This is a genomic window from Priestia sp. BR_2, assembly GCF_041954005.1.
Taxonomy (GTDB): domain Bacteria; phylum Bacillota; class Bacilli; order Paenibacillales; family Paenibacillaceae; genus Paenibacillus_AQ; species Paenibacillus_AQ lautus_A.
The window spans coordinates 45,828-69,289 of the sequence record NZ_JAVFHM010000204.1 but is presented as its reverse complement, the minus strand read 5'-3'; the positions used below and the strand labels follow the sequence as shown (position 1 = coordinate 69,289).

Genomic DNA, 23,462 nt, shown 5'->3' with positions numbered 1-23,462 from the left:
TAGACGTTCATAATGTGAAACCGTGCGTTCTGCCATAACTTTTGGTGGCACTATCAAAGAGGAAGGGAGGGGACTGCGATTCGAACCTTAGCGATAAGCGACATTCATGGCTGCTATGATGAATTCAATCGGTTATTGTCCGAAGTGCGGTATCATCCCGCACAGGATAAGCTGGTCCTGCTTGGGGATTATGTGGATCGCGGATCTAAAAGCAAAGAAGTGATTGAGCAGGTGATGGGAATGCGGGATTCCGGCGTCATCACCCTCCGCGGGAATCATGATCAAATGATGCTGGATGCCATTCTGCTGGATACGGACGAAGCGAATTCACGCTGGATTCGCAATGGTGCGCGAAATACGATTGAAAGTTATTGCGGCGCCGATTTTTTTGATGGCGATCTGGATCGCTCCAGATACAATGAAGGCAAGGCCTACATAAAACGGCAATATGAGCATCATCTATCATTTCTCGATACACTGCCCCTGTATTATGAAACAGACACCCACCTATTCGTGCATGCCGGAATCAATCCGGGCGTGGAAGACTGGAAGCAGCAGCCTCCACATGATTTCATCTGGATACGGGAACCATTCTTCAATTATCCCACCGGCATCGACAAAACCGTGGTATTCGGGCATACCCCGGCCGTCAACTTGCATGACTCGGAGCATATTTGGTTCTGTGGCGATGGGGACAAAATCGGCATCGATGGAGCATGCGTATACGGTAAGCAGTTGAACTGCCTGGAAATCACGGAACAACTGGAATACCGAACGTATTTTGTCCGGTCCGTGCCTGCGGAGTGATAGGAAGAGTATGTTATTCTATCATTAAAGCCATGGTTTAACAGACATAATAGGAGGATCAGTCCATGTTGATGATGAACGAAAAGATAAAAGCGCGCGAAGTCGAGCTTACCGGCTTGAACGGCGAGGAGTTGGGCGTCGTCTCCAGGGAAGAGGCGCTTGCCCTGGCTAAGCGTCACAAAGCCGATTTGGTGTGCACCTCGTTGTTCAGCAGCCCGCCGCCATGCAAGCTCGTAAGCCGCGGCCAAGCGAAGCAGGAGGCGGTTAAAGCGAAGCAGCAGGTTTCGGGCGGTCCGATCAAGGTCAAGGAATTCCGCCTGTCCGTACATATCGAAGAGCATGATTACGACACCAAGCTCTCGCAGATGCATAAGCTGCTGGCAGCGGGCAAAGCCGTCCAGCCGGTCATACGCATCCAGGGCAAGGAAGGCGAAGCGGCCCGTAAACTGCTTGAACGACTCGTTCAAGATCTGGCCGGGGTGGGCAAGAAGGAAACGGGCATACAGGTTAGCGGCAAACAGGCCGCGGTGAAGCTGCTGCCGTTATAATCTTGCGGAACGTCTTTCAAGGGCGTTTCATTATTGGTGGCGTACAGCGGTTTACTTTTTGGGTTTCTGGTGGTATTATGGATCAAATTATAAACGCCATGAAGAGAAGAGTAGATGAACAGGAATCCCTGCAGAGAGCTCCGGTATGCTGAAAAGGAGCGGGAAGCCCTTCATTGAACCAAGCCTCCGAGCGGCGCATCGGAACTTATGGATAAGGGATGGTGCGACAGGAGCTCCTGTTACAGAGCTAGGGTATAAGCGATCGCGTGATGGCCGTACCCGATAAGGCTGGTATCGAGAGATATCGGCAAACCGGGGTGGCACCGCGAAACGAATCTCGTCCCCAAGACTTATGTCTTGGAGACGGGATTTTTTGTTTTATACGGCATTGCGGCAGTAATCAAACATAGGGAGGATTCAGGTATGAGCAACGACTACAACAATGGAGCGGAAACGGCGGATTTTTTGACCAGGATGATCAAGGACGATGTGGAGAACAACGTATATCACAGGCCGGTGGCTACGCGGTTCCCGCCAGAGCCCAACGGTTATCTGCACATCGGCAGCGCCTATGCAATCCACATTAACCATGCCATCGCCAGCCGGTTTAACGGGACATTCAATCTTCGGTTCGACGATACGAATCCGCTGAAGGAAGACATGAAATACGTGGATGCGATCCGGGAGGATGTCGAGTGGCTCGGACTGAAGCCGGGCGTTTATTTTGGATCGGATTATGCGCATCAAATCGCTGAGGCAGCAAGGAAACTCATCACCAAGGGGAAGGCATATGTCTGTGATCTCACGCCGGTACAAATGACGGAATACCGGGGGACGCTGACCGAAGCCGGCATGAACAGCCCGTTTCGAGAGCGCAGCATCGAGGAGAATGTATCGTTATTCGAACAAATGCTGGCAGGGGCATTCCGAACGTCCGCGAAAGTGCTCCGGGCCAAAATCGATATGTCTTCGCCCAACATGAATCTGAGAGATCCTGTCTTATACCGGATTATTCATGCCGAGCATTATCGTACGGGAACCACGTGGTTCGTGTACCCGATGTATGATTTTGCCCATCCGATCCAGGATTGGATTGAAGGAATCACGCATTCGCTGTGCTCTGCCGAATTTAAAGAGCATCGACCGCTGTACGAATGGGTGCTGGCCGAGCTGGAAGTGACGGAGCCCCCGAAGCAGCGGGAGTTTGGCAGATTGAACATCTCCGGATACGTAACAAGCAAGCGATACCTGAGGGAACTCGTCGAGGGAGGTTTTGTGGACGGGTGGGAGGACCCCAGACTTCCTACGTTGAAAGGACTTCGGCGACGGGGGGTGAATCCCGAGGGAATCCGGCATTTCCTGGACGAACTTGGCGTGATTCGCGGCAACAGCATGGTGGATTCGGCGATGCTCGACCATTTCATCCGTCAGGACTTGAAGGATCGGTGCCGCAATGCGATGGCGGTCATGAACCCGCTGAAGGTGATCATTACGAATGTTCCTGAAGATCGCACCGAGATGCTGAGCATACCGAACCATGAACATGACGAAGCGTTAGGGATGCGGGAGGTTCCTTTTTCACGGGAGCTGTACATCGAACGGGAGGACTTCATGGAGGAGCCGGATCCCGGATTTCATCGGTTATCGCCCGGCAAGGAAGTGCGCCTGAAAGGAGCCTACTTCATCAAATGCGAGCATGTCGTGAAAGACCCGGCAACGGGGGACATCATGGAAATTCACTGCACGTATGATCCACTGACGAAGAGCGGCAGCGGATTCAAAGGGCGCAAGGTGAAATCCACGCTGCACTGGGTCTCTGCGAAGCATGGGATTCCGGCGGAGCTTCACTTGTACGATACATTATTGAAGGAATCGGCCGAGCTGTTGGAATCGGATAATATTTGGGCGGATCTCCTGAATCCGGAGTCGTTGATTCGGATCAAAGACGCCATACTGGAGCCCTCCATGAAGGAACCGGCCATGAACCAAACGTACCAATTTATCAGACACGGCTATTTCTGCTTGGATTCCAAGCATGCAACAGAGCAAGATCTGGTGTTTAACCGGATTGTTTCGTTGAAGGATTCATGGAAGAAGACGGGCAAGAATTAAAGGATACGATCAGGGGGCCCCGATCGTCGGGTACGGACATTCAGACAGCGCAAAGAAGCCGGCAGCGAGTGGCTGCCGGAGATTCCTTTGCGAAGGTCATGGTCAATGATCCTGTGTATGCTGCTATTCATGGGACGTTAAGACGTCCAATGTGCCGGCCGGGCTAAGGAAGAAGGTAGCCGGGTGCTTGCGTCTCCCTTCGCCGCGTTAACCTGGAATTGAGTCAGGAAGATGCTGTTCGTTAAATTAGCTCCCCTTAGGTCCGCATCCCGGAAATCGGCCCCGATCAAATCAGCGGCCCGCAGATCGGCTCCTCTGAGGTCCGCCGCAATGAGGTAAGCTCCTCTCAGATTGGCGTATCTTAGGTCAGCTCCTTTAAGCTTTGCTCCCATGAGATCGGCACCACGGCCCCCGATCTTCTGACGCACGGGCGGCCCTTTATGCTTCTGTCGCGCATCGTTCCGCACAAGCTCACTGGTTCGAAGAAGCAGCTGGTTCACTTCAGCGCGATGAGCTGCCACATCCAGCCGTAACAGGGATGCGGCAGGAAGCTGGGTCAACTTCCTCGTCGCTTCCAGCGACGATTTAAGATCAGAATGTATGGCATGCGCCGGCTGCAAACTCAGCGCTTCGTTCAGATACCATAACAGCTCTTGAAGCTGTCGCATAATCGGAAATACGTCGAACATTTCTTTTGCCGTCTCCGGGGCCTGCCGCCAGTCGCGTCCGTTATAGGTAACCTGTGAAACCATTTGCCCAGCGCCGAAGCATTCATAAACGGTGCATCCCCGCATGCCGCGCTGCCGCAGGCTGTTGTGCACGCTGCATCGGAAGTCGGATTGCAGATGGCGGCAAGGAGACCCGCCGTCTTTGTCGATGGCAAAATCGGTGGAGGAAGCGAAAGGCAAAGCGACGCAACATAATCCAAAGCAGCGTTCGCAATCCGATTGCAATTGAATTCGGCCCTGTTCATCAGGGATGTGTTCTTGTCTGTCTAGCATGCGTAGAGGTGCTCCTTCCGGTCATAGAAACGTCAATAAATGACTAATCATAGTTATATTTTAAAACAAAATAAGGATAGAGTCATAGATGCAATGTTGGTTATAACTGTTTTATACCTTAAGAATGTGAGAGCCCGATATCTGCGTAACCATCGTTTAGGCTGCCAAGGAAATTTAGGCAGCTTTTTTTTGCATGATCGATGAAAAGCCAACAGATAGTATATAATGAAATTCGTGTCTTCGGACAGGCTAGATGTGGAATCCCGTTCATTTCAGGACATATGTCCTTTCCTGCGTCCGGTGAGATCACTTTTAATAGTATACAGATCTATAGATGAAGGAGTTTGTATCGTGAGAGGAATTTTATTTGCATTCATTGGCGGTGCCTGCATTACGCTGCAAGGTGTAGCCAATGCCCGGATCAGCCAGGATATGGGCACCTGGCAAGCCGCCGCGGTCACGCAGCTGACCGGGTTTTTGATGGCATTGGTCATTCTGCTGTTCGTCCGGGACGGCAGCAGGCAAGGCTTCGGGCAAGTGAAGCCGCTGTATCTGATCGGCGGAGCGTTGGGCGCGCCCATCATATTCAGCGAGGTGACGGCGATTCAGAATATCGGTGTTACATTAACGATATCCGCGTTATTAATCGCCCAGTTATTCTTGACGTTCCTGATTGACAGCAACGGATGGTTCGGCGTGGCGAAGAAGAGAATGAGTTTGCCTCAATTCATCGGGATCGGGATGATGATTGCCGGAGTCGTGATTATCAAATTATGATGCGGACAATAAGGGGCCTTTAGACGGGTGATGGGGAAAGGAGACAGGGACGTGAAGGAAATTCATGATGCCGAGCTCATGCAGGATTTTTTGGTAAGCAACCAAATCAATTCCATATTTCCCGATGGGCTAAAGCCTTATTTGGTGTTATATCATTTTGACCACGGCGACATCATCTGTACGCAAGGCGAGCCTGCCGAGATGCTGTAGTTCCTGGTTGAAGGGAAAATTAAAATCTTCACGACATCCGCGGAAGGCAAGGCGCTGGTCCTTTCATTCAAAACGCCGCTCGAGGTGATCGGAGACATCGAATACGTTCAGGGAAATCCGATGATCAATACGGTACAGGCCGTGTCGCCCGTCTACATGATCGGCGTGCATTATCGCTGGCTTCGCAAATACGGGCAGGAGCATCCGCCGCTGCTTCAATTTTTGCTGCGGATCATCACGCGGAAATTTTATATCAAATCCAATTTCTTGAGTTTTAATTTACTGCACCCGGTTGAGGTGCGACTGGCCAGTTATTTACTGTCCGTTTCGGAGGAAGCATCGGGCACGTTTGTCATGAGCGACCCGGCGGCATACCATCTGACGGATGTCGCGAATCTGCTCGGAACCAGTTATCGGCATTTAAACCGGGTGATTCAGAAATTCAGCCATGAAGGACTGATCGTGCGTCGCAAAGGTTCCATTCTGATCAAAGATCGGGAAGCGTTGATGAGTGTAGCCGGCGGCAATATCTACGAAGAATGACGATGGTGAAAGAAACCGTAAGGGAGATAGAGCATGGTAGCAGGATTGGTATTAGCGCTGATCGCGGGTTCGTTGGTTAGCTTGCAGAACATTTTCAATAACAGGGTGAATGAAAAAACAGGCTCCTGGTCTACAACGACGTTGGTGCTAGGCATGGGCTTTGTGGCTTCGTTCGCCATGAGTCTTGCCGTAGAGGGAAAAGGGACATTCGACATTCAAAACATGGAGCCCTGGTACTGGATCAGCGGAATGATCGGAGTCGGGGTCGTGATCTGTTTGGTACAAGCGACAAGGCTGCTTGGTGCTACATTCGCGATTTCGATCGTTATGACCTCGCAGCTCGGCTTCGCGCTGCTGTGGGACTCTTTGGGTTGGTTGGGCCTGGAGAAGGTCCCGTTTACGAGCAATCAGCTGATCGGTGTTCTTGTGATTGTCGGGGGCATACTAGTATTTAAGTTAGGCGGTAAACAGGAGCAGCAAGAGACGGCATAGCCATCAGCAAACGAAGAATGAAGGAGGAATCCATATGATAACGGAAATTGATAAAATCGCTTGGATCCACATCGTGGATGGACGCATACTGTGCGCACGTTCAAAAGGCAAGGACACGTATTACCTGCCCGGAGGAAAGCGGGAACCGGGAGAATCCGATATCGAAACCCTGGTTCGGGAAATTGAGGAGGAGCTGTCCGTTCGCATCAAACCGGAGTCCGCGGCGAATGCAGGGAGCTTCCGCGCTTCCGCCCACGGTAAATCGGAGGGCGTTCGAGTAACGATGTCCTGTTACACGGCTGAATATGAAGGGGAGTTAAGACCGGCTTCGGAGATTGAAGAGCTGGCATGGCTCACGTATAAGGATCGGGCACGGGTCTCCGAGGTCAGCCAGATGATCTTTGATCATTTGCATGAACTGAAAAAACTGGCGGATTAAGCCTTAGGGATTATCCTATTACTTGATCCTGGCTGCCATCTGACGGGCGTTTTCATTATCCATGCCCGCCCTGACAGCAGGCCCAAGTGAATACAGCCATGCAACAAAAAAAGACGCTCCGAGGGGAGCGTCTTTTGTATTTGGAACAAATGTTCGTTTTATGGGTCATCTAAATTGAAAATCACTATATTCGGCTTTGATATTATTAGTATAACTCAGCGTTAAATATAAGTCTATATTTTTCCAGGAAAATGCCCTATAGTTTGTAATACCCGGCCGGGATAGAAACTGCATCGCCAATGTTTAACTTGGGCTGTTGGGACTGAAGAGAGGGAGTTTTATGCCAATACGATTATGGAATACCAATTTAAAGGTTCGATTATTCGGCGAAGCGCTGTTCAATATGCTGTTTTGGATGTATTTTCCTTTCATAACGGTATATTTCGGCGCTGCTCTAGGCAATCATATCGCGGGAATCCTAATGACGGTTCCTCCGATATTCAGCATCGTTGGCAGCCTCCTCGGCGGCGCTTTAGCCGATCGGCTGGGACGACGCCCCGTCATGCTGCTTGGTGCCTCGCTGCAAACGGTCATGTTTGCGCTGTTCGCGCTGTCGCCTTCGCACTGGACCGATTATGCCGCATTTATCGGCATCGGATTCGGGGGAGCCATCTACAGGCCGGCCAGTTCGGCGATGGTAGCGGATTTGGTTCCCGTTCAAGAACGACGGCAGGTATTCGCAACGTTTACGACGGCGAACAACTTAGGGGCCGTGCTTGGTCCGGCACTTGGAGCCATTTTCTTTTTTCAGTATCGGCAAGAGCTCCTGTGGTCATGTTCAGTCGTATTGCTGGTCTATTTCATCGCGATTTACTTTATTGTTCGGGAAACCTTGCCGGCTTCAGCGAAGAGTCCGGAGCGATCTGATTCGATCCCTCAGGTGTTCAAGGCGCAGTGGAAGGGATATGGCATCATTTTTCGGGATAAAGTGTTTCTGGTATACATACTGGCAGGGATATTTGCCCTAGTGACCATCATGCAGCTGGACCTGTATTTGGCGGTATATGTCATCGATTATGTGCCATCCCAGACGCTGTTCTCTTGGAACGGTCATTCGCTAATGTTATCGAGCACGGAGATTCTTGGGTGGGTACTGGGCCTTAACGGGCTCCTGTTCGTTCTATTTATTCTTCCGGTAACCAAGTGGTTTCGGAACTGGAAGGAGCGTGACGTATTCGTTCTTTCTTCCTTGTTATCCGGTGTAGGCACGTTTGCGCTTGGGCTGAACACCAACATCTGGTTTTTATTCTTCGTAACCATTATTTTTACTTTCGGGGAAATTGTCCGCTCGCCGGTGACGCAAAGCTTTATCAGCCATTATGCGCCGGAGCATGCAAGAGGGCAGTATATGGGAGCTGACAGCTTGCAGTTTACGGTAGGAAGATTGCTGGCGCCGGTGACGGTATTTCTGTCAGCTTGGGTACCGCCGATGGGCGTATTCGGCATCATACTGTTATCGGCCTTGATCAGCACGGTGTTGTATATTCTGCTATTTCGAATGTATGTAGAAAAAAGCCATAGCTAGCGGACGCTTGAATGGATCGTAAAAAGAAAGGGCCAAGCCGGGTTGGGACGCAACCGGCTTGGCTTTTTTACTTTTTCATACGAGGCTTGCCGTGGAGGTTTGGAAAAATGTTGTATTTTTATATTTACAAACCGCCGGTCGGTATATATAATGGATTTACAAATTCACGGAAGGTTGGTGAAGGCCATGATACCGTTTATTGCAATGTTCGTGTCGCTTCTTTTGTTTCGGGCACTGGGCTTTGCAGGTTGGGAGTATACGAATGATTGGGTTAATTCGCTCAGGTTAGCGGTTGCGGTCATGTTCCTGATTACGGCTTCTGCCCATTGGGGAAAACGGCGAGCCGATCTGATCGCGATGGTCCCGCCGGGGATCCCTAATGCCGCGCTTGTCGTTACCGTCACCGGGGTGCTGGAGATTGCGGGAGCTATTCTGATCCTTATTCCGGCCACGACCGCCTTCGCCTCTTCAGGCCTGGCTCTTATGCTGCTGGCCATGTTTCCGGCCAATGTGTTTGCTGCAAAACACCGGTTGCCGCTCGACGGCAAGCCGGCCACTCCGATCGGACCGAGAACGCTGATGCAAATCGTGTTCTTGGCGGCGGTCATCATGGCGGGATGGCTTCCGCCTCAGGGGTAACCAACCATCATCAAGGAGGATAACAGATGAAGCAGGAAGAACGACGAGAGCAGACCAAGCGAATACTGCTTGAAGCCACGGAAGAACTGATACGTGAGCAGGGCGCAAGCCGAACCACGCTCAATGACATCATGAAGCGTTCCGGCTTGTCCAAGGGAGCTATTTTTCATTATGTTTCAAGCAAGGATGAGCTGTTTGTCCTCGTGTTAAGAGCAAAGCTTGCCGAACAGAACGAGCAGTTCATGAACGAGGTGAACAAGCAAGGGGACATTAAACAGTTTGACGGGCCGATGAATGCCATTGCAAACGGCATGTCGAGACTGGAAAGCAGGGACGATGTCAGCAACCTGATCTTGATGTACCTGATCGGCAAAAGCGATCAGCCGGAAATTGCCGACATTGTGGCTGGCTTCTACAGGGAAGCGAGAGCCACTTCCAAGGAATGGATTGTTACGGGCCAGGAAGCCGGCGTCATAACGAAATCCATCGATGCGGAACGGACGGCGGAGCTGTTTGAGCTGTTGTCTTTCGGATTGCGGATGCGGGGACTTATCGGCGTAACAAGCGATGTATTCAGCACGAAGGAATATTCGGATTTCATCATCGATATATTGCGGCCCGGGCATCGGAAGGAGGGGGATGACTGATGACGTTATGGTTATTTCTTCACATTGCCGGATGCGTATTGTTTCTGGGCAATATCGTCACGGCAGCATTCTGGAAGGTACGGGCGGACCTGAAAGGGGATCCTGCAGAAATCTATCAGACGGTAAAAAATGTCATGTTAGCCGATGCCGTGTTCACGCTTCCAGGCCTGCTGCTGATCATCGTTTCAGGCATAGTGATGGCCATGCAAGCCGGATATGGAATGAGCGGGATGAGCTGGCTTACGGCTTCCTTGGTTTTGTTCGGCATTACGGGAATTCTGTGGGCGGGCATATTGATTCCTCTGCAAAAAGGAATGATTCGGCATAGTTTGCAGTCCGTAGAGGATGGAGGAATATCAGCAAGTTATAAGCGAGCTTCAACGTATTGGGCGGTAGGCGGGACGATAGCAACACTGCTGCCGTTCGTTATTTTATACCTCATGGTGAGCAAACCATTCTGAACGATAATGACGATCTGATCGCTAAACCGCGATCGGGTCGTTTTTAGTTAACGGTCCGCAACGAAACATGTCGCGTGAAGCGCCGTCTCCCTCTCGCGTTAGCGCATATTTGACAATCGTCTGCATACGATTAGGCGAGAAAGCTTGCGAATAGGGAGGAAAACTTCATGTCCGTTTATGATCCGCAGCTGGTTCAGATGGTTAAGGTTTATCTGCCAAACGGCGCGGAAATTGTACACATGGGTCATACTGCCAAACATGCTGCCGTCATAACCGCCGATCTTACGGGAGATCAGGTGCCTGAAATCGTTGGAGTGTATCGATTGAATGAAGCATTATATCTATTTGTGCTGCTTTATCGAAATGCTGGTTACGAAGTCGTTGCCAATGTCATGGGACAGGGGTATGGGGTTACTTTACTGACGGCAGCTCCCATGTTAAACCCTAGCCTGAACCATGTAATCGTAGGTTGGCAGCTCGGCTCTATCTGGTCCAAATTGTCGATCTACGCATGGACTTCGGAGGGATATAAGGATATCGCGCCTGCTGACGTGAATTTCAGTTATATCGATATCGTGGATCTGCCCGGTCCGGCGGGATCGGATGGTCTTGCTGAAATCGCGTTATGGATCCACGATACGGGAGAAGCGTATCGAGTCGAAGTGGTCAGGTGGGACCGAGGAACGTTAGTGCTTGCAACGGATGCTTACCCTTATTATTTTCCTGCCGTCGTTCAGTATTACGAGAGATTGACGCACGAACATCCGGATTACGCTTATTATTGGTACTACTTGGCAGACGCGCAATACCGGGCAGGGATGACGGAGGCCGCGCTTGTGTCGGTCCGTAAAGCACTTGAGTTCGCAGAGCCTTACCCTTCACGCGAGATTCTGCTTGAGCTTGAGAGCCGGATCAAGGAAATGCTGGCAAGCAGGGGGAAATCGCAGACCCTTGGCCGCTTATATCCGGCATCCGTGAAAACAACGAGCGGAACAAAGTGGGGATACATTGACCGTAGCGGCAGCATGGTCATTCAACCCAAGTATGAGGATGCTCAGGATTTCCAGGACAATGGCCTTGCAGTCGTTGGCGCAGGCGGCCTTTATGGGCTCATCGACCGGTTCGCCCGTTTCGTCGTGAAGCCCACGTATCAATCCATTAGCCCATTCTTGGAACATCGAGCGACCGTGATCGATCGTCAAGGCTTTCAGATGATCAACGAACAAGGGCGAGTGCTGACAAGGCGGAGTTATCCGTATATCGCGGGGCTTAGCGAAGGAAGAGCCGTTTTCGATGTTACCGATTCCGGCGGCGGAGATGGCGCAAACAGCCGATACGGCTACCTCGATGCCGAGGGTCAGGAGGCGATCCCTGCGCAGTATGAGGAAGCGAATGATTTTGCAGGCGGCAAAGCCGTTGTGAAAATAAAAGAAAATCTGTATGCCCTCATCGATCCCCAGGGACGCCAATTGGCCACCTATCCGTTCGCTTACGTTGGACCGCTAGGTGAGGGCATGCTGGCCTTCCAGAGGGAAAGCGCCGGCAAGTACGGTTATATCGATGAACAGGGAAACGTTGTCATCCCGCCGGCTTTTTCTTCGGCATTTCCTTTCCATCACGGCAGAGCTATCGTTAACACGGCTGAAGATTACCGATCGAAGTATGGCGTCATTAATAAACAGGGAACATGGGTGATCCAGCCGGAATATAACGACATCCGGGATTTGAAGGAAGACCGGTTTGCACTCGGGCGTGCGATCGATCCGGAACAGCCGTATATTGGATCTATCTATGCCATTGCCGATTGGGAAGGAAAGAGGCTGTCCGATTATGTATATCGTGACGTTCTTGAATTCACGCACGGTTTGGCCTCGGTATATGATGCGATGCAGACGTATTTCATCGATCGATCAGGCCGACCGGCACCGGGATATCCCCGCGTTAACGGCAGCGGTTCATTTACGCTGGAACCAGGCGGCTTGATAAAGGCCATGGTCGATCAGAGGCTGTCGTATCTGGATCGATCGGGCCGCGTCATCTGGAAGCAGAATACGGTAATTCCGTTACAGCCTCCTTATCAGGTCGCAGAGGAGAAGTATAAACCCAATCCGGATTACTTAGTTTATTATCCTCAGATCGAGGGAATGAGGGATCGGACTGCCGAGCAAGCGGTTAATAACAAGCTTAAAGATATGTCTCAAGTAAAGTCCATCCCGGCCGACCAGCAGCTGGAATATGCTTATACAGGCGATTTTGACGTCATATTCTACAAGGACCAGCTGCTTGTACTCGAGCTGAACGGTTATCATTATCCCTTCGGTGCCGCGCATGGCATGCCGACACGAACCTTTGCCTTGATTAACCTGGGGAACGGCAGCATGTATTCGCTGAAGGATTTGTTTAAGCCAGGCAGCGATTATGTGCAGGAGCTCAGCCGGATTGTCGGCAAGCAGATCAAGGAGGATCCTCAGTATTCGTACGTGTTTCCGGACAGTTATACGGGAATCGCTCCCGACCAGTCCTTCTATGTGACGGATCATGCGATTCATCTGGTGTTTGCGCCTTACGAGATTGCTCCTTACGCCGCGGGTTTTCCGACATTCACCATTCCGTTCGCACAGATCCGGGATATCATCAATACCGAAGGTGAATTCTGGAAGGCGTTCCATTCCTGACATTTCATTCAGCGCGCCGCTTTCGAGGACAAAAGCCGTGCCTGGCCTTTTCATAAGACCGAACAAGGTTTAGAATAGATGAATATTGCCAAATTGATAACAACGTTGAAAGGACCTTCATGGTGGTAACATTTTTTCTTCTTATTATTTATCTTGCCTTCATTAGTTTAGGGCTTCCGGATTCGCTGCTTGGTGTCGCCTGGCCGGCCATGCAGCCGGATATCGGGGCGGCCTTTGAATCCGCGGGTTTACTGTCGATGATGGTAACCGGAGGCACGATCGTGTCCAGCCTGGTCAGCGGAAGCGTGATCGAACGCTTCGGGACGGGGATCGTTACGCTTATCAGCTGCTTGCTGACGGCCAGCGCGCTGCTCGGGTTTTCGTTTGCGCCATCGTTGTTCTGGCTCATTCTGTTGGCGATTCCCCTTGGTCTAGGCGCAGGAGCAGTTGATGCAGGGTTGAACAATTACGTGGCAAACCACTATAAGGCCCATCATATGAGCTGGCTGCACTGCTTCTGGGGCGTCGGCGCAACGTTAGGACCGATCATCATGTCCTATTCCATGGGGACCGGCAATGCATGGAGAGACGGATATTATACCGTATCGATCCTGCAATTCGCGCTGGTCTTCATCCTGCTGCTTACGTTACCGCTATGGAAGATCGTGGCGAGCCGACATCAGCCTCAAGGCATGCAGGACGTACACACGGGAACCGACTCCGCGAGCAGAGGGGAAGCCATGGTCCAGAAACGCGGCAATCCGCTGCAGATCAAAGGGGTAAAGGTTACCTTGCTGGCATTTTTGTTCTATTGCGGTGTTGAAGTGACCGTCGGTTTATGGGGAGCAAGCTTTCTGGTAGGGACCAGGGGGCTCCCTTTGGAAACAGCGGCAGTCTGGGTATCCATGTATTACGGAGGCATTACGGTCGGCCGCTTCATAACCGGATTCGTGACGCTGAAGATCAACAATCTCACTCTCATACGGGCCGGGCAGGTGACGGCTATTGCAGGGGCCGTCCTGTTATTGCTGCCGCTGCATCCCTATCTGTCCCTCATCGGTTTAATTGTCATCGGACTCGGCCTAGCGCCCATATTTCCTTGCATGCTGCATGAAACGCCGGCGCGCTTCGGCAGAGCCCAATCATCCAAAATCATGGGGTATCAAATGGCTGTTGCCTACACAGGCACAACGATACTGCCCCCGCTCTTTGGGATCGTTGCAGCCCAGATATCCATCGGGTTGTTTCCCGTCGTCATCCTGTTGTTTGCCCTGATCATGATGCTGAGCTCCGAAAAGGTTAATCGGATCCTCTATAAAAGCGGGAAGAGCACGGTTTGATTCGAACCGGGCTTTTCTTTTGTCGGCTGGGATACATAGGGAGTTCAGCCTTGCAGTTTTACTATTTTATGGACAAGTCAATGACAGGATATGTAATACAAAATCATAGAGTAGAGGTGTTTGACACATTATGCTTCATAACCCGACAGGAAAAGAACGCCTCGGATTAGCCTTGCTCCTTAGCTTGCTCGGCATATTAGGACCGTTTAATATCGACATGTATTTGCCCAGCTTTCCCGAAATCGCCGATGACTTAGGCGCGCGTGCATCGCTCGTCCAGTTAAGCTTGACATCCTGCCTGATCGGCCTTGCGGTCGGCCAGATCATTGTGGGACCTATCAGCGATGCGCAAGGAAGAAGAAAGCCGCTCATCATTTCGCTGGTCTTGTTTGCCCTTTCCTCCTTGTTCTGCGCTTTGGCACCCCATATTACGGCGCTTGTCATCGCCAGATTCTTGCAGGGCTTTACCGCAGCGGCAGGTCTGGTCATCTCGCGCGCCGTTGTAAGGGATGTGTTCAGCGGCCGCGAGCTTACGAAGTTTTTTGCCTTATTATCCGTCATCAACGCGGTTGCTCCCATGGTTGCGCCGATGTCCGGCGGGGCCATATTGCTAATGCCGGGAGCGAGCTGGCATTCCATCTTTTATTTTTTAAGTTTGTTCGGGGCAGTCATCGTATTGATCGTGGCCATACGGCTACAGGAAACGTTGCCGCGCGAGAGAAGAACGCCAAGCTCCTTGGCCCATTCGGTACGTACGATGGGAAGCCTGTTCAAGGATCGTTCCTTTATCGGTTACGCGTTGACGGTAGGCTTCATTCACGGGGGAAGCTTCGCTTACGTTTCCGGTACTCCCTTTGTATATCAAGGCATTTACGGAGTGTCGCCGCAAGTCTTTAGCATTCTGTTCGGAATCAATGGAATCGCCATTATAACAGGCAGTTTCATCATTGGCCGTTTTGGCGGCATCATACATGAGCGGAGCCTGCTTCGGATCGGGGTTATGGTCTCGGTAAGTGCAACCTTGCTGCTGCTGATCATGACGATGCTCAAAGGACCTCTTGCGGTCATTGTCATCTTGATCTTTACGTATATGATCACGATCGGCATGGTAGCTACCAGTACATTTACGCTAGCCATGGAGAACCAGGGTCATCGGGCTGGAAGCGCGAGCGCAGTCATCGGTTTGCTTCCCTTAATGCTGGGTTCGATGGTGTCACCGCTGGTCGGGATTAACGAATCCACCGCCGTGCCGATGGGTGCCATCCTCTTCGCCACCTCCGTGCTAGGTGCAGGATCGTTCTTCAAACTGACGAAAACGCAGGGGACGGCAGCGGATTATTGATACAGACCATGGGAGAGAGGGCGATAAGCGTCCTCTCTTTTTTTAAGTTTGAACATGCTGCGAATATGCAAAATATCCCTTGCATGACATTCCCATCTCTGTGACAAAATGTACGAAGGTGGTGAATGGAAATGCGTATACAAAACATCTTATTCGGAATGCTGTCTCTTGTATTGATCACGGTAATGGGATGCCAGCACAAACAACCTGCCGAGCAGGATTTGCTGCGGGTAAAATCCGAACAAGGAGCGACGCATAAGAAAGTCATATTTTTGATGATCGACTCCCTAATGGCTCAGGCCATCGATAAGGGCATATCCCAAAAGCAGCTGCCCACTTTTCAAACCTTGATTGAACATGGGCAATACTACAAGGATCTGGTCAGCTCTTTTCCTACGATGTCCGTTACGATCGACAGCACGATGTTAACGGGAGCCTATCCGAACGTACATGGCGTTCCGGGTCTGTTATGGTACTCGACCGACGATAAAAAATTGATCAATTACGGCACCGGACCGATGGAAATCTTAAGGCAGGGGATCAATCCGGTCCTGACCGATGCGTTAATCCATCTGAACGGGAAGCATTTACATGCGGATTCGCGTACGATCCACGAAGATTTAGCCCGCAGGGGCTTGAAATCGGGGTCGATCAACGGCTTGGTATATCGCGGAACGACCGAGCATACGCTGACGATCCCGGATTGGATACAGGGGCCGACGTCGCTGCAGAAAAATATAAAAGTTAAAGGCCCGGATTTTTTAACCTTGGGAGCTCTGTCCAATCCCTTCGACGGTAACGAGAAATTGCCTGACGATCTCACCGAACGGATGGGGATGAACAATAAGTTCGCGATAGGGGCCGTAAACTATCTGATCCAAGCTGATAAGCTGCCGGATTTTTTGTATGTATATTTGCCGGACTTGGACCAGAAGCTTCATAAAAAGGGGCCGTCGGAGCTCGAAGGCGTCAAAAAGGTGGATCAGCAGCTTCAATCCTTACTGAAGTCGTTCGGATCGCCGGAAAAAGCGTTCGAAGAGGCTATATTCGTCATCGCCGGGGATAGCGGCATGACGCAGCTTCTTCCACGTGAGCAGCGTTCGGAGATTGATTTGCCTGCTATGCTGAAGGGCATCCGCATATTAAAGCCGGGTGAGGATCTCAAGGATGAAACCGAGATTGCGCTGGCGGTGAATGAAACGATGGCTTACGTATATAAGTTCAAGCCGGATCGTACGTTGCGAAGCTTGGCCGAAATCATAAGCAAGGATGACCGCATCGATTTTGTTGCATGGAAAGAAGACGAATGGATTCACGCCATGCAGGGATCCACGTATAAGGAGCTCCAGTATAAAGAGAAGGGCAGCCTGATCGACCGTTATAAACAAGCGTGGACCGTGAAGTTGGATGCCGAAGTGCTGGACCTTCAATTGAATGCCCAGACTCGCACTTTGGACTACGGGCAATATCCGGATGTGCTGGCAAGATTGTCAGGGGCGCTGAACTCCCATAAAGGACAATTCTTGGTGGTCACAGCTAAACCGGGATACGAATTGGCGGATCGAAGCTCTCCGACCCATGAGGGGGGCGGGGGCCACGGATCGATTCGCCACATGGAATCGCTTGTTCCGCTGATCATTGTCGGAACAAACGAAAAGCCTCCGCATTTACGTATGGTTGACTTGAAAGCCTATTTGCTTGATTTGCTGGCGAATCACAATCAAAAGGCAAAATAGTGCTGCCGATGAATCTGCCTGTGCTAGGCACCCTGTTCCAATTTTTTTGGAAAAGGGTGCCTTTTTAGTAGCGATTTTTTTGGCCTTTGCCGTTATAATATGATGTAATTCTTGCCCAGAAAAAGAGAAGGAGTTGGACTAATATGTCATCAAACCGCTTGATTCATTCCGTTATTTTTTCGCTTAAGCACGAGAAAGGCTCGGAGGAGGAGCATCGTTTCCTGGAGGACGGACGAGCTGCCCTCAGCACGATTCCGACGGTTCAGGAGTTTAAGGTATTCAAGCAAATCAGTCCCAAAAATACATACGATTACGGCTTCTCCATGAAGTTTGCGAGCGAAGCCGATTATGAAGCCTACAATGTGCATCCTCAGCATGTTGATTTTGTCGAGAATCGCTGGGAGAAGGAAGTCGAGCAGTTTCTGGAGATCGATTACAGCGAGATATAGAAGTGGCCCATAAGCAATGGCACCATAAATCATGTTAGGGGGAGAAAACATTGACTAGAGCAGGGGAAGGGTCGGAGCCTCAAATAACGCCGCGGCCGGCGCTAGGACGTCTGAAGCCTTACACGGCGGGTAAACCCATCTGGGAAGTGCAGCAAGAATACGGACTGGATCGCGTCATTAAGCTGGCTTCCAATGAAAATTCGCTCGGTCCTTCGCCAAAAGCATTGCAAGCCATTCAGAATCAGCTGCCTGACCTGCACCGTTATCCCGATGAACGCTCGTCGGTTCTTGCGCAAGCGCTTGGCCGGCACCTAGGATTGGCAGCGAATCAATTCATCGTGACGAACGGCGGAGATGAGTTGATCATGCTGATTTCACGGGCGTATCTGGAGCCTGGCGACGAGATTGTGGTGCCCGATCCGACATTTAGCGAATACGAATTTGGTGCATTTCTCATGTCGGGCACGGTCATTAAGGTGCCGCTGCGCGAGCCATATGCTTTCTCTGCTGAAGATATGCTGGCCGTCATTACGGAACGTACCAAAATCGTTTACCTGTGCACCCCGAATAATCCTACAGGCACCTACATGCCAGAGTCCGAAATGAGAAAGCTGCTCGACAGCCTTCCGGATCGCGTGCTGGTGGTCATTGATACCGCATACCGCCATTATGCCACGGCCTCCGATTATTCGGACGGCATCGATTTCATCAAGTCGGGTTATCCGGTCATCACCCTCAACACCTTCTCTAAAATTTACGGGCTAGCGGGCATTCGAGTCGGGTACGGCACTGCTTCCGAAGGGATCATCCGCACGCTGCTGCAGGTTAAGGAGCCCTTTAACGTGAATGCATTGGCACAGGCAGCGGCAGCGGCCGCGCTCGGAGATGAAGAGCATGTCGATGCATCCCGCCGGATGAATGAACAAGGGAGGCTCCAAATCTATGAGGGACTGAGCCGATTATCGATTCCTTATGTCGAGAGCATGAGCAATTTCATTCTGGCAGAGCTTGGCGAACATGCAGATATCATATACCATCAGCTGCTGGAACGGGGGATCATCGTCCGGTCAGCCAAAGGGTGGGGGCTTCCGCGTCATATTCGGATTTCGGTAGGAACCGCGGAAGAAAATCAAGGTTTGCTGGACGCTTTACGCGAGATCCTGTTCCATTCAACATAAACCGTTGAAGAAGGAATACAAAGGCATTACCCGGGAGGCAAGGATCACGTCAAAAATCTTGCAGCATCCAGCTCATCCAAAACAAAAAGGGCCGCAGGCGCGGCTCTTTTTGTTTTGAGTTCTGATCGTTTTTCGGGACCTACAGGCTCTTAAGATTGCCACGATTCTCAATGACGGTCGAAACGCTCAGCTTGAAATCCAGATCGGGATAATATGTCGTTCTCCAATCCTGCAGTTGTTCCCGGGTCAGGTGGTTTCTGAAATGTTGTCCCAAGGCCAGTATATCCGCTTGTTCTTTTTGCGTTTGCTTAAACATCTGATTCAGCCTGGTGGTGAGCAGTTCTTCCAGCTTCCCGTTGATCTGCTCTTCCGTCGGGTGTCCCCTGGAGTCCAGGATGGTGACTTTCAGCCTGAGATGGCTTCGAAGGTAAGGTCTTCCATCCTTCATCCAGCTGCGATGGGTCAGCCTGTTGCTAATGATTTGAACGGTGGCGCTGTTCATAACCTCGACCTTCCCGAATGCGCTTTTTCCGTAAAAGGCATTGGCAACAAGGGTTTCGTCGGGCCCGATTCGGCCTGTCATCCTGCCATTCTTGATGATGGCTGAGCCTACGCATTCGATACTGGTGGATCTGCCTGAGCGAATGATCGGGACGATCACGTCATGCGTATAAGAATGAATGCTTCGAAACATTTGCCATACGCGCGTGTCCGCTAACTGGGGGTTCCATCCGGCGTTTTTTTCAAAAAAATCATATACGATGCTGCCGCTGTGCTCCGATTTCGCCTGCATCTTTGAAAAGAATTGATCAAGCTCTTCATCGCAGATCGCTAAAAGCGTTTTGGATGAGATGTCCCTTGACCGATTAAACGCGGAAATAATGTCTTCCATGCCCTTGCTGGCAAAGTTCTTATCCACGATGACGATTTTCAAATGCAGCAGATCCACCTGAGTCTCCATGTTCATGCTCATATGATCAATGATTTCATTGATGGTGTTGCCCGTATCCGAAACGATATTGACGGTGCTGGTTTCATTCGTGACCGGAATGTCCAGAAACACCTTATATTGATTCTCTTCCGTTAACGAAATGCCCATGATCACCGGTAGCGAGCGATGGTTAATATCTTTGTTATCCCAGCAGCCCGAAAGCAAGGGGAGCAGGGCAGCGAGCATGAGAAAGCACTTCAAGGGATGGCGGATGTTGACCGGATTGTCCATTTCAGGTTACCTCCGTTGCACGACTTGCTTTGTGTTTGTGCCGCCATCCGATAAGAAACGTGATCAGGGGAAGCACCAGGAAAATATACAACCGCAGAGGAATAATCCACACCTGCAGATTTTTGAGGTAATTCCAGTTGGGGATAGCTAAGGATATAACAAACAAACCGGCGGTCAGCGCAATCAACAGATAGACGTTGGGGACGTTCGGGACGGCCCTCTGGGCTAGCGTCGCAAGAACCCATAAGGTAACTCCCAAGTACAGCAGTGCAAATGCCATCAGACTTAACAAGAAGAAAATCGTGATCCGATCAAACAACAGCCAGGTGATATTCACGGTGTCTATGGTCATCAGCATAGGAAATTGGTATAGCTCGGCGGTGGCTTGCCCAAAGGTCAGAAGCGGCAAATAGACCGATAAGAAGAACATGGGCAGCAGCAGAAGGCAGCCCAGCATCATTTTCTTGAGACTGATATGTATGGATGGAGGCAGCAGTCCCAGGAAAAAGGAGCCGCCTGCGTAAACGAATAAACTGACCAGAAAATTAGGCTTCGCTATGAAACGTAAGGTTTGCTCCGGGTCAATGAGCGGCAGCAGGTAATACCAATCCACATTCTGAAAGCCAAAGCAGAGAACAAACAAAATGGGGAACGTGAACAAGACAACCAAGAGGACACTGGTTCGCGCCATGCTGGACATTCCTTGCCACGCCATGAGTAAAGCAATGGCAATCAATAACAGCTGGACCGCCCACAGCGGCGTGTTCGATAAGAAGACCAGAGTTAACATCTCGGAATAGGCCCTAAGTGCTACGATGATAGCGATGCCGAAGTAAAAGAAAGCAGGAAGCAATAGGATCCACGCAAGGTATTTGCCGGTGCTGCGGAACATCTCCACGACATTCGGCTGGGAGGCCCATTTCAGACCTTTAATGTACATATAAAGGGCAACTGCATGCAGCGCATAGCTGATGGAGATTCCGATCCAGTGGCCCATGTCCATGCCGGAAAACATGTCGGAAGGATAGAGAAAAAAAATAAGCCCCATATGACAAACCACGTACAGGATGGTTGCTTGATAACCGTTCTTATCCATTTCGCTCATCCTTCTGATTCAATGTAGGTAACGACAAGTAAGGAATCCCCATACTTTTTTGATGGCCCATATACGCACAGATGACAACGATTCCAGCAAGCAATCCCAGCATGCCGTAGATGGCGGACAGTATGATCAGCAGATACTTGAACACTCGCACGGATACGGAGTTTTGGAAACCTACCACCGTAGAAGAAGCTATGGTTGTACCCGCCAGCACAATAATCAACAGGTTGCTGACGAGTTTGGCGGATACGGCAGCTTGGCCAAGTATGATACCGCCTACCATCGTAATGGTAGGACCCACGCTTTTAGGCAGACGGACACTCGCTTCCAGGATGAGCTCGAGAACGATAAGGAGCAGCAGCGTCTCGACAAAGGCGGGATAAGGGACCTCCTGTCGGCTGTTAGCAATCGAGAGGGCCAGTTGAAGCCGAAGAACCTCGGGATTGACGGATACCAGGGCAACATAGAGTCCGGGAATAATCGTCGCGATCAGGACGCCGACGACTCTCAAGGTTCGGATCAGGTACATGAAGGGGAGGGGGTAATTATGATCGTCCTTCATGCAGAACATATCCATGACAAGGCTGGGGATAATGATCGCGAACGGATAACGGTCAAGCATTAACACGGCCTTGCCCTGCTCCAGGGAGTGTGCTGCATTCTGCGGAAGTTCCGTCATGTTGAAGTTGGTTACGAGCGACCACGCGTTGACGCCAAGCATCTTTTCGAGCTGCTGGATATGATGAACATCCTGATCCAGACCTGATTTGATTTTTGCTTGAATGGATTGTAATAACCGGGGTTTGATCTTATTTTTCTGATAAATTAATAATAAAGATTTGGGATGGCTCTTCCCGACGGTGTACGTTTCCACTTGCAAGGAAGATCCGGTGCAATGTTTTCGAAGAATGCCGATGTTCGTATTGATATCTTCCAGAAAGGCGCTGCTGGAGCCGTATAATGTGTTCTCGGTTTCGGGAGATGCGACGGAGCGGGTGACAGCTTTCGATATCGGAAGAACGGCGCTGCAGGATCCGGACGCAGGTTCCAGAATGATCAGGTGGCCCTTCATGATGTCGGGAACAACCACTTCCAATTTGGGTTCAACAAGCTCGCCCACGATTTTAAGCAGATCAGCGGGCGGCAGGGCGGTTTCGGTTAGATTCGAGGTTTGGGTTTGAAGCGATGCGATGCTCTGGGGAATATCCACTAATGAATCCAAACCGATCACCTGGACATGATATTGCAGCAATCGAACTTCAACATTGAAATAATCGGCATTCGCTTTGAAATATTCAGCCAGGCTTTCATTGAGGTTCATATCTGCATCCGCTCCTCCGCCATACTTAATGTTAGATATCATTTCCATTGCAGCCTCTGCTTTATGCAAGAAAAGTACGCCGGCTGATGTCACAATCGCATTGCCTTATTTGTCTATATGTTGGAATAGACGAAAAGGAGAGAAATTGAATGGAAAAAATGCTCATTATTAATGCTCATCCGAAGGTGGAAGCAGCGGCCTCTGTCAGTTTACAGGTGCTTCAGCATTTTGTAGAGGCGTACACGAAATGGAATCCAGCAGGGATAATCGAACAGGTAGATTTATACCGCGATCATATACCTGCGATTGACTACAGGGTTCTTGAGGCATGGAGCAAACAGGGAAGAGGGGGGCCGCTTAACGAAGAGGAGCAGCAGATCACGGACCGGATGTCCGTCATCCTGAGGCAGTTTAAGGATGCGCGGAAGTATGTCATTGCCATGCCATTGCACAATTTCAACGTACCGTCCAAGCTTAAGGATTATATCGACAACATCCTCATCGCGCGTGAGACGTTTCGATACACGGAGAACGGTTCGGAAGGTTTGCTAACGGATGGCCGCCGTTTGCTGGTCATTCAGGCAAGTGACGCCATCTACACGAATAATGACTGGTATACCGAGGTGGAATATTCACATAAGTACCTTAAATCCATGTTTAATTTCATGGGGATCATGGATTATCAGATCATCCGGGCACAAGGGAATGCCATTCTGGATCGAAGTCAAATTCTGGAGAAGGCTTTTCAGGAAGCCGAAACGGCTGCGAAGAACTTGGCTATGGCGGAGACTTCAGATATAGAGCCTATACGAAGTGGATTAGCGGAATAGGAATGT

The 23,462-nt window shown here is 50.7% G+C and carries 21 protein-coding genes, 1 pseudogene and 1 other annotated feature; of the genes and pseudogenes, 18 read left to right on the top strand and 4 right to left on the bottom strand.

The window, feature by feature from the left end:
* The first annotated feature begins 78 nt into the window (after positions 1–78).
* The 3 genes from RB298_RS15465 to RB298_RS15455 all read left to right on the top strand — a co-directional run bounded on the left by RB298_RS15465 (position 79) and on the right by RB298_RS15455 (position 3,467).
* A complete protein-coding gene (locus RB298_RS15465) occupies positions 79–807 on the top strand; it encodes a metallophosphoesterase family protein (protein ID WP_486047523.1) in 729 nt (242 codons plus the stop codon).
* 65 nt (positions 808–872) lie between these two features.
* Positions 873–1,355 (top strand): translation initiation factor IF-3, encoded by a 483-nt coding sequence (gene infC / locus RB298_RS15460; protein ID WP_486047513.1) that lies wholly within the window; start codon positions 873–875, stop codon positions 1,353–1,355.
* An 89-nt stretch (positions 1,356–1,444) separates the two neighbouring features.
* Positions 1,445–1,703 (top strand) — a binding site (T-box leader).
* Between the two features lie 75 nt (positions 1,704–1,778).
* The gene (locus RB298_RS15455) at positions 1,779–3,467 is read left to right on the top strand and encodes a glutamine--tRNA ligase/YqeY domain fusion protein (RefSeq protein WP_486047512.1); all 1,689 of its coding nucleotides are present in this window, start codon (positions 1,779–1,781) and stop codon (positions 3,465–3,467) included.
* Positions 3,468–3,604: 137 nt separating this feature from the next.
* Here the strand turns inward: RB298_RS15455 and RB298_RS15450 are convergent, their stop codons facing one another.
* Positions 3,605–4,468 carry a pentapeptide repeat-containing protein gene (locus RB298_RS15450; RefSeq protein ID WP_486047511.1) on the bottom strand — a complete coding sequence of 288 codons (864 nt, stop codon included), beginning with the start codon at positions 4,466–4,468 and terminating at the stop codon, positions 3,605–3,607.
* 351 nt (positions 4,469–4,819) lie between these two features.
* On the opposite strand from RB298_RS15450, the gene RB298_RS15445 reads away from it, so the two are divergent.
* The 14 genes and pseudogenes from RB298_RS15445 to hisC all read left to right on the top strand — a co-directional run bounded on the left by RB298_RS15445 (position 4,820) and on the right by hisC (position 18,981).
* Entirely contained in the window at positions 4,820–5,245 is a 426-nt protein-coding gene (locus tag RB298_RS15445; protein ID WP_015734833.1) for a DMT family transporter, read from the top strand.
* A 51-nt stretch (positions 5,246–5,296) separates the two neighbouring features.
* Positions 5,297–5,998, top strand: a pseudogene (locus RB298_RS15440) (Crp/Fnr family transcriptional regulator).
* Positions 5,999–6,031: 33 nt separating this feature from the next.
* On the top strand, positions 6,032–6,490 hold the full coding sequence (locus tag RB298_RS15435) for a DMT family transporter (protein ID WP_192572234.1): 459 nt from the start codon (positions 6,032–6,034) through the stop codon (positions 6,488–6,490).
* Between the two features lie 34 nt (positions 6,491–6,524).
* Positions 6,525–6,929 carry an NUDIX hydrolase gene (locus RB298_RS15430; RefSeq protein WP_096775468.1) on the top strand — a complete coding sequence of 135 codons (405 nt, stop codon included), beginning with the start codon at positions 6,525–6,527 and terminating at the stop codon, positions 6,927–6,929.
* Positions 6,930–7,269: 340 nt separating this feature from the next.
* On the top strand, positions 7,270–8,514 hold the full coding sequence (locus tag RB298_RS15425) for an MDR family MFS transporter (RefSeq protein ID WP_277748703.1): 1,245 nt from the start codon (positions 7,270–7,272) through the stop codon (positions 8,512–8,514).
* 186 nt (positions 8,515–8,700) lie between these two features.
* Positions 8,701–9,153, top strand: coding sequence for a DoxX family protein (locus RB298_RS15420; protein WP_096775470.1), 453 nt, complete (start codon positions 8,701–8,703; stop codon positions 9,151–9,153).
* 26 nt (positions 9,154–9,179) lie between these two features.
* Positions 9,180–9,800 (top strand): TetR/AcrR family transcriptional regulator, encoded by a 621-nt coding sequence (locus RB298_RS15415; RefSeq protein WP_096775471.1) that lies wholly within the window; start codon positions 9,180–9,182, stop codon positions 9,798–9,800.
* The gene (locus tag RB298_RS15410; RefSeq protein WP_277748704.1) at positions 9,800–10,261 is read left to right on the top strand and encodes a DUF2269 family protein; all 462 of its coding nucleotides are present in this window, start codon (positions 9,800–9,802) and stop codon (positions 10,259–10,261) included. The genes RB298_RS15415 and RB298_RS15410 overlap by 1 nt, the downstream gene beginning before the upstream one ends.
* A 167-nt stretch (positions 10,262–10,428) precedes the next feature.
* Entirely contained in the window at positions 10,429–12,936 is a 2,508-nt protein-coding gene (locus RB298_RS15405) for a WG repeat-containing protein (protein ID WP_486047510.1), read from the top strand.
* A 119-nt stretch (positions 12,937–13,055) separates the two neighbouring features.
* Positions 13,056–14,276 carry an MFS transporter gene (locus RB298_RS15400; RefSeq protein WP_452519238.1) on the top strand — a complete coding sequence of 407 codons (1,221 nt, stop codon included), beginning with the start codon at positions 13,056–13,058 and terminating at the stop codon, positions 14,274–14,276.
* Between the two features lie 130 nt (positions 14,277–14,406).
* Positions 14,407–15,618 carry a Bcr/CflA family efflux MFS transporter gene (locus RB298_RS15395; RefSeq protein ID WP_096775475.1) on the top strand — a complete coding sequence of 404 codons (1,212 nt, stop codon included), beginning with the start codon at positions 14,407–14,409 and terminating at the stop codon, positions 15,616–15,618.
* 131 nt (positions 15,619–15,749) lie between these two features.
* On the top strand, positions 15,750–17,354 hold the full coding sequence (locus tag RB298_RS15390) for an alkaline phosphatase family protein (RefSeq protein WP_096775476.1): 1,605 nt from the start codon (positions 15,750–15,752) through the stop codon (positions 17,352–17,354).
* Positions 17,355–17,497: 143 nt separating this feature from the next.
* Positions 17,498–17,803: a Dabb family protein gene (locus tag RB298_RS15385; protein WP_096775477.1), complete on the top strand. Its 306-nt coding sequence runs from the start codon at positions 17,498–17,500 to the stop codon at positions 17,801–17,803.
* Positions 17,804–17,853: 50 nt separating this feature from the next.
* A complete protein-coding gene (gene hisC, locus RB298_RS15380; RefSeq protein WP_486047509.1) occupies positions 17,854–18,981 on the top strand; it encodes a histidinol-phosphate transaminase in 1,128 nt (375 codons plus the stop codon).
* Positions 18,982–19,120: 139 nt separating this feature from the next.
* On the opposite strand, the gene RB298_RS15375 is transcribed toward hisC, so the two are convergent.
* The 3 genes from RB298_RS15375 to RB298_RS15365 are packed head-to-tail and all read right to left on the bottom strand — an operon-like array spanning position 19,121 to position 22,626.
* The gene (locus tag RB298_RS15375; RefSeq protein ID WP_096775479.1) at positions 19,121–20,203 is read right to left on the bottom strand and encodes a Ger(x)C family spore germination protein; all 1,083 of its coding nucleotides are present in this window, start codon (positions 20,201–20,203) and stop codon (positions 19,121–19,123) included.
* A gap of 1 nt (position 20,204) precedes the next feature.
* Positions 20,205–21,299, bottom strand: a complete 1,095-nt coding sequence (locus tag RB298_RS15370; RefSeq protein ID WP_486047508.1) for a GerAB/ArcD/ProY family transporter — start codon at positions 21,297–21,299, stop codon at positions 20,205–20,207.
* Positions 21,292–22,626, bottom strand: coding sequence for a spore germination protein (locus tag RB298_RS15365; protein ID WP_255250591.1), 1,335 nt, complete (start codon positions 22,624–22,626; stop codon positions 21,292–21,294). The genes RB298_RS15370 and RB298_RS15365 overlap by 8 nt, the downstream gene beginning before the upstream one ends.
* A gap of 149 nt (positions 22,627–22,775) precedes the next feature.
* Here RB298_RS15365 and RB298_RS15360 point away from each other — a divergent pair, with 149 nt between their 5' ends.
* Entirely contained in the window at positions 22,776–23,456 is a 681-nt protein-coding gene (locus RB298_RS15360) for an FMN-dependent NADH-azoreductase (protein ID WP_096775482.1), read from the top strand.
* Positions 23,457–23,462 lie beyond the last annotated feature (6 nt).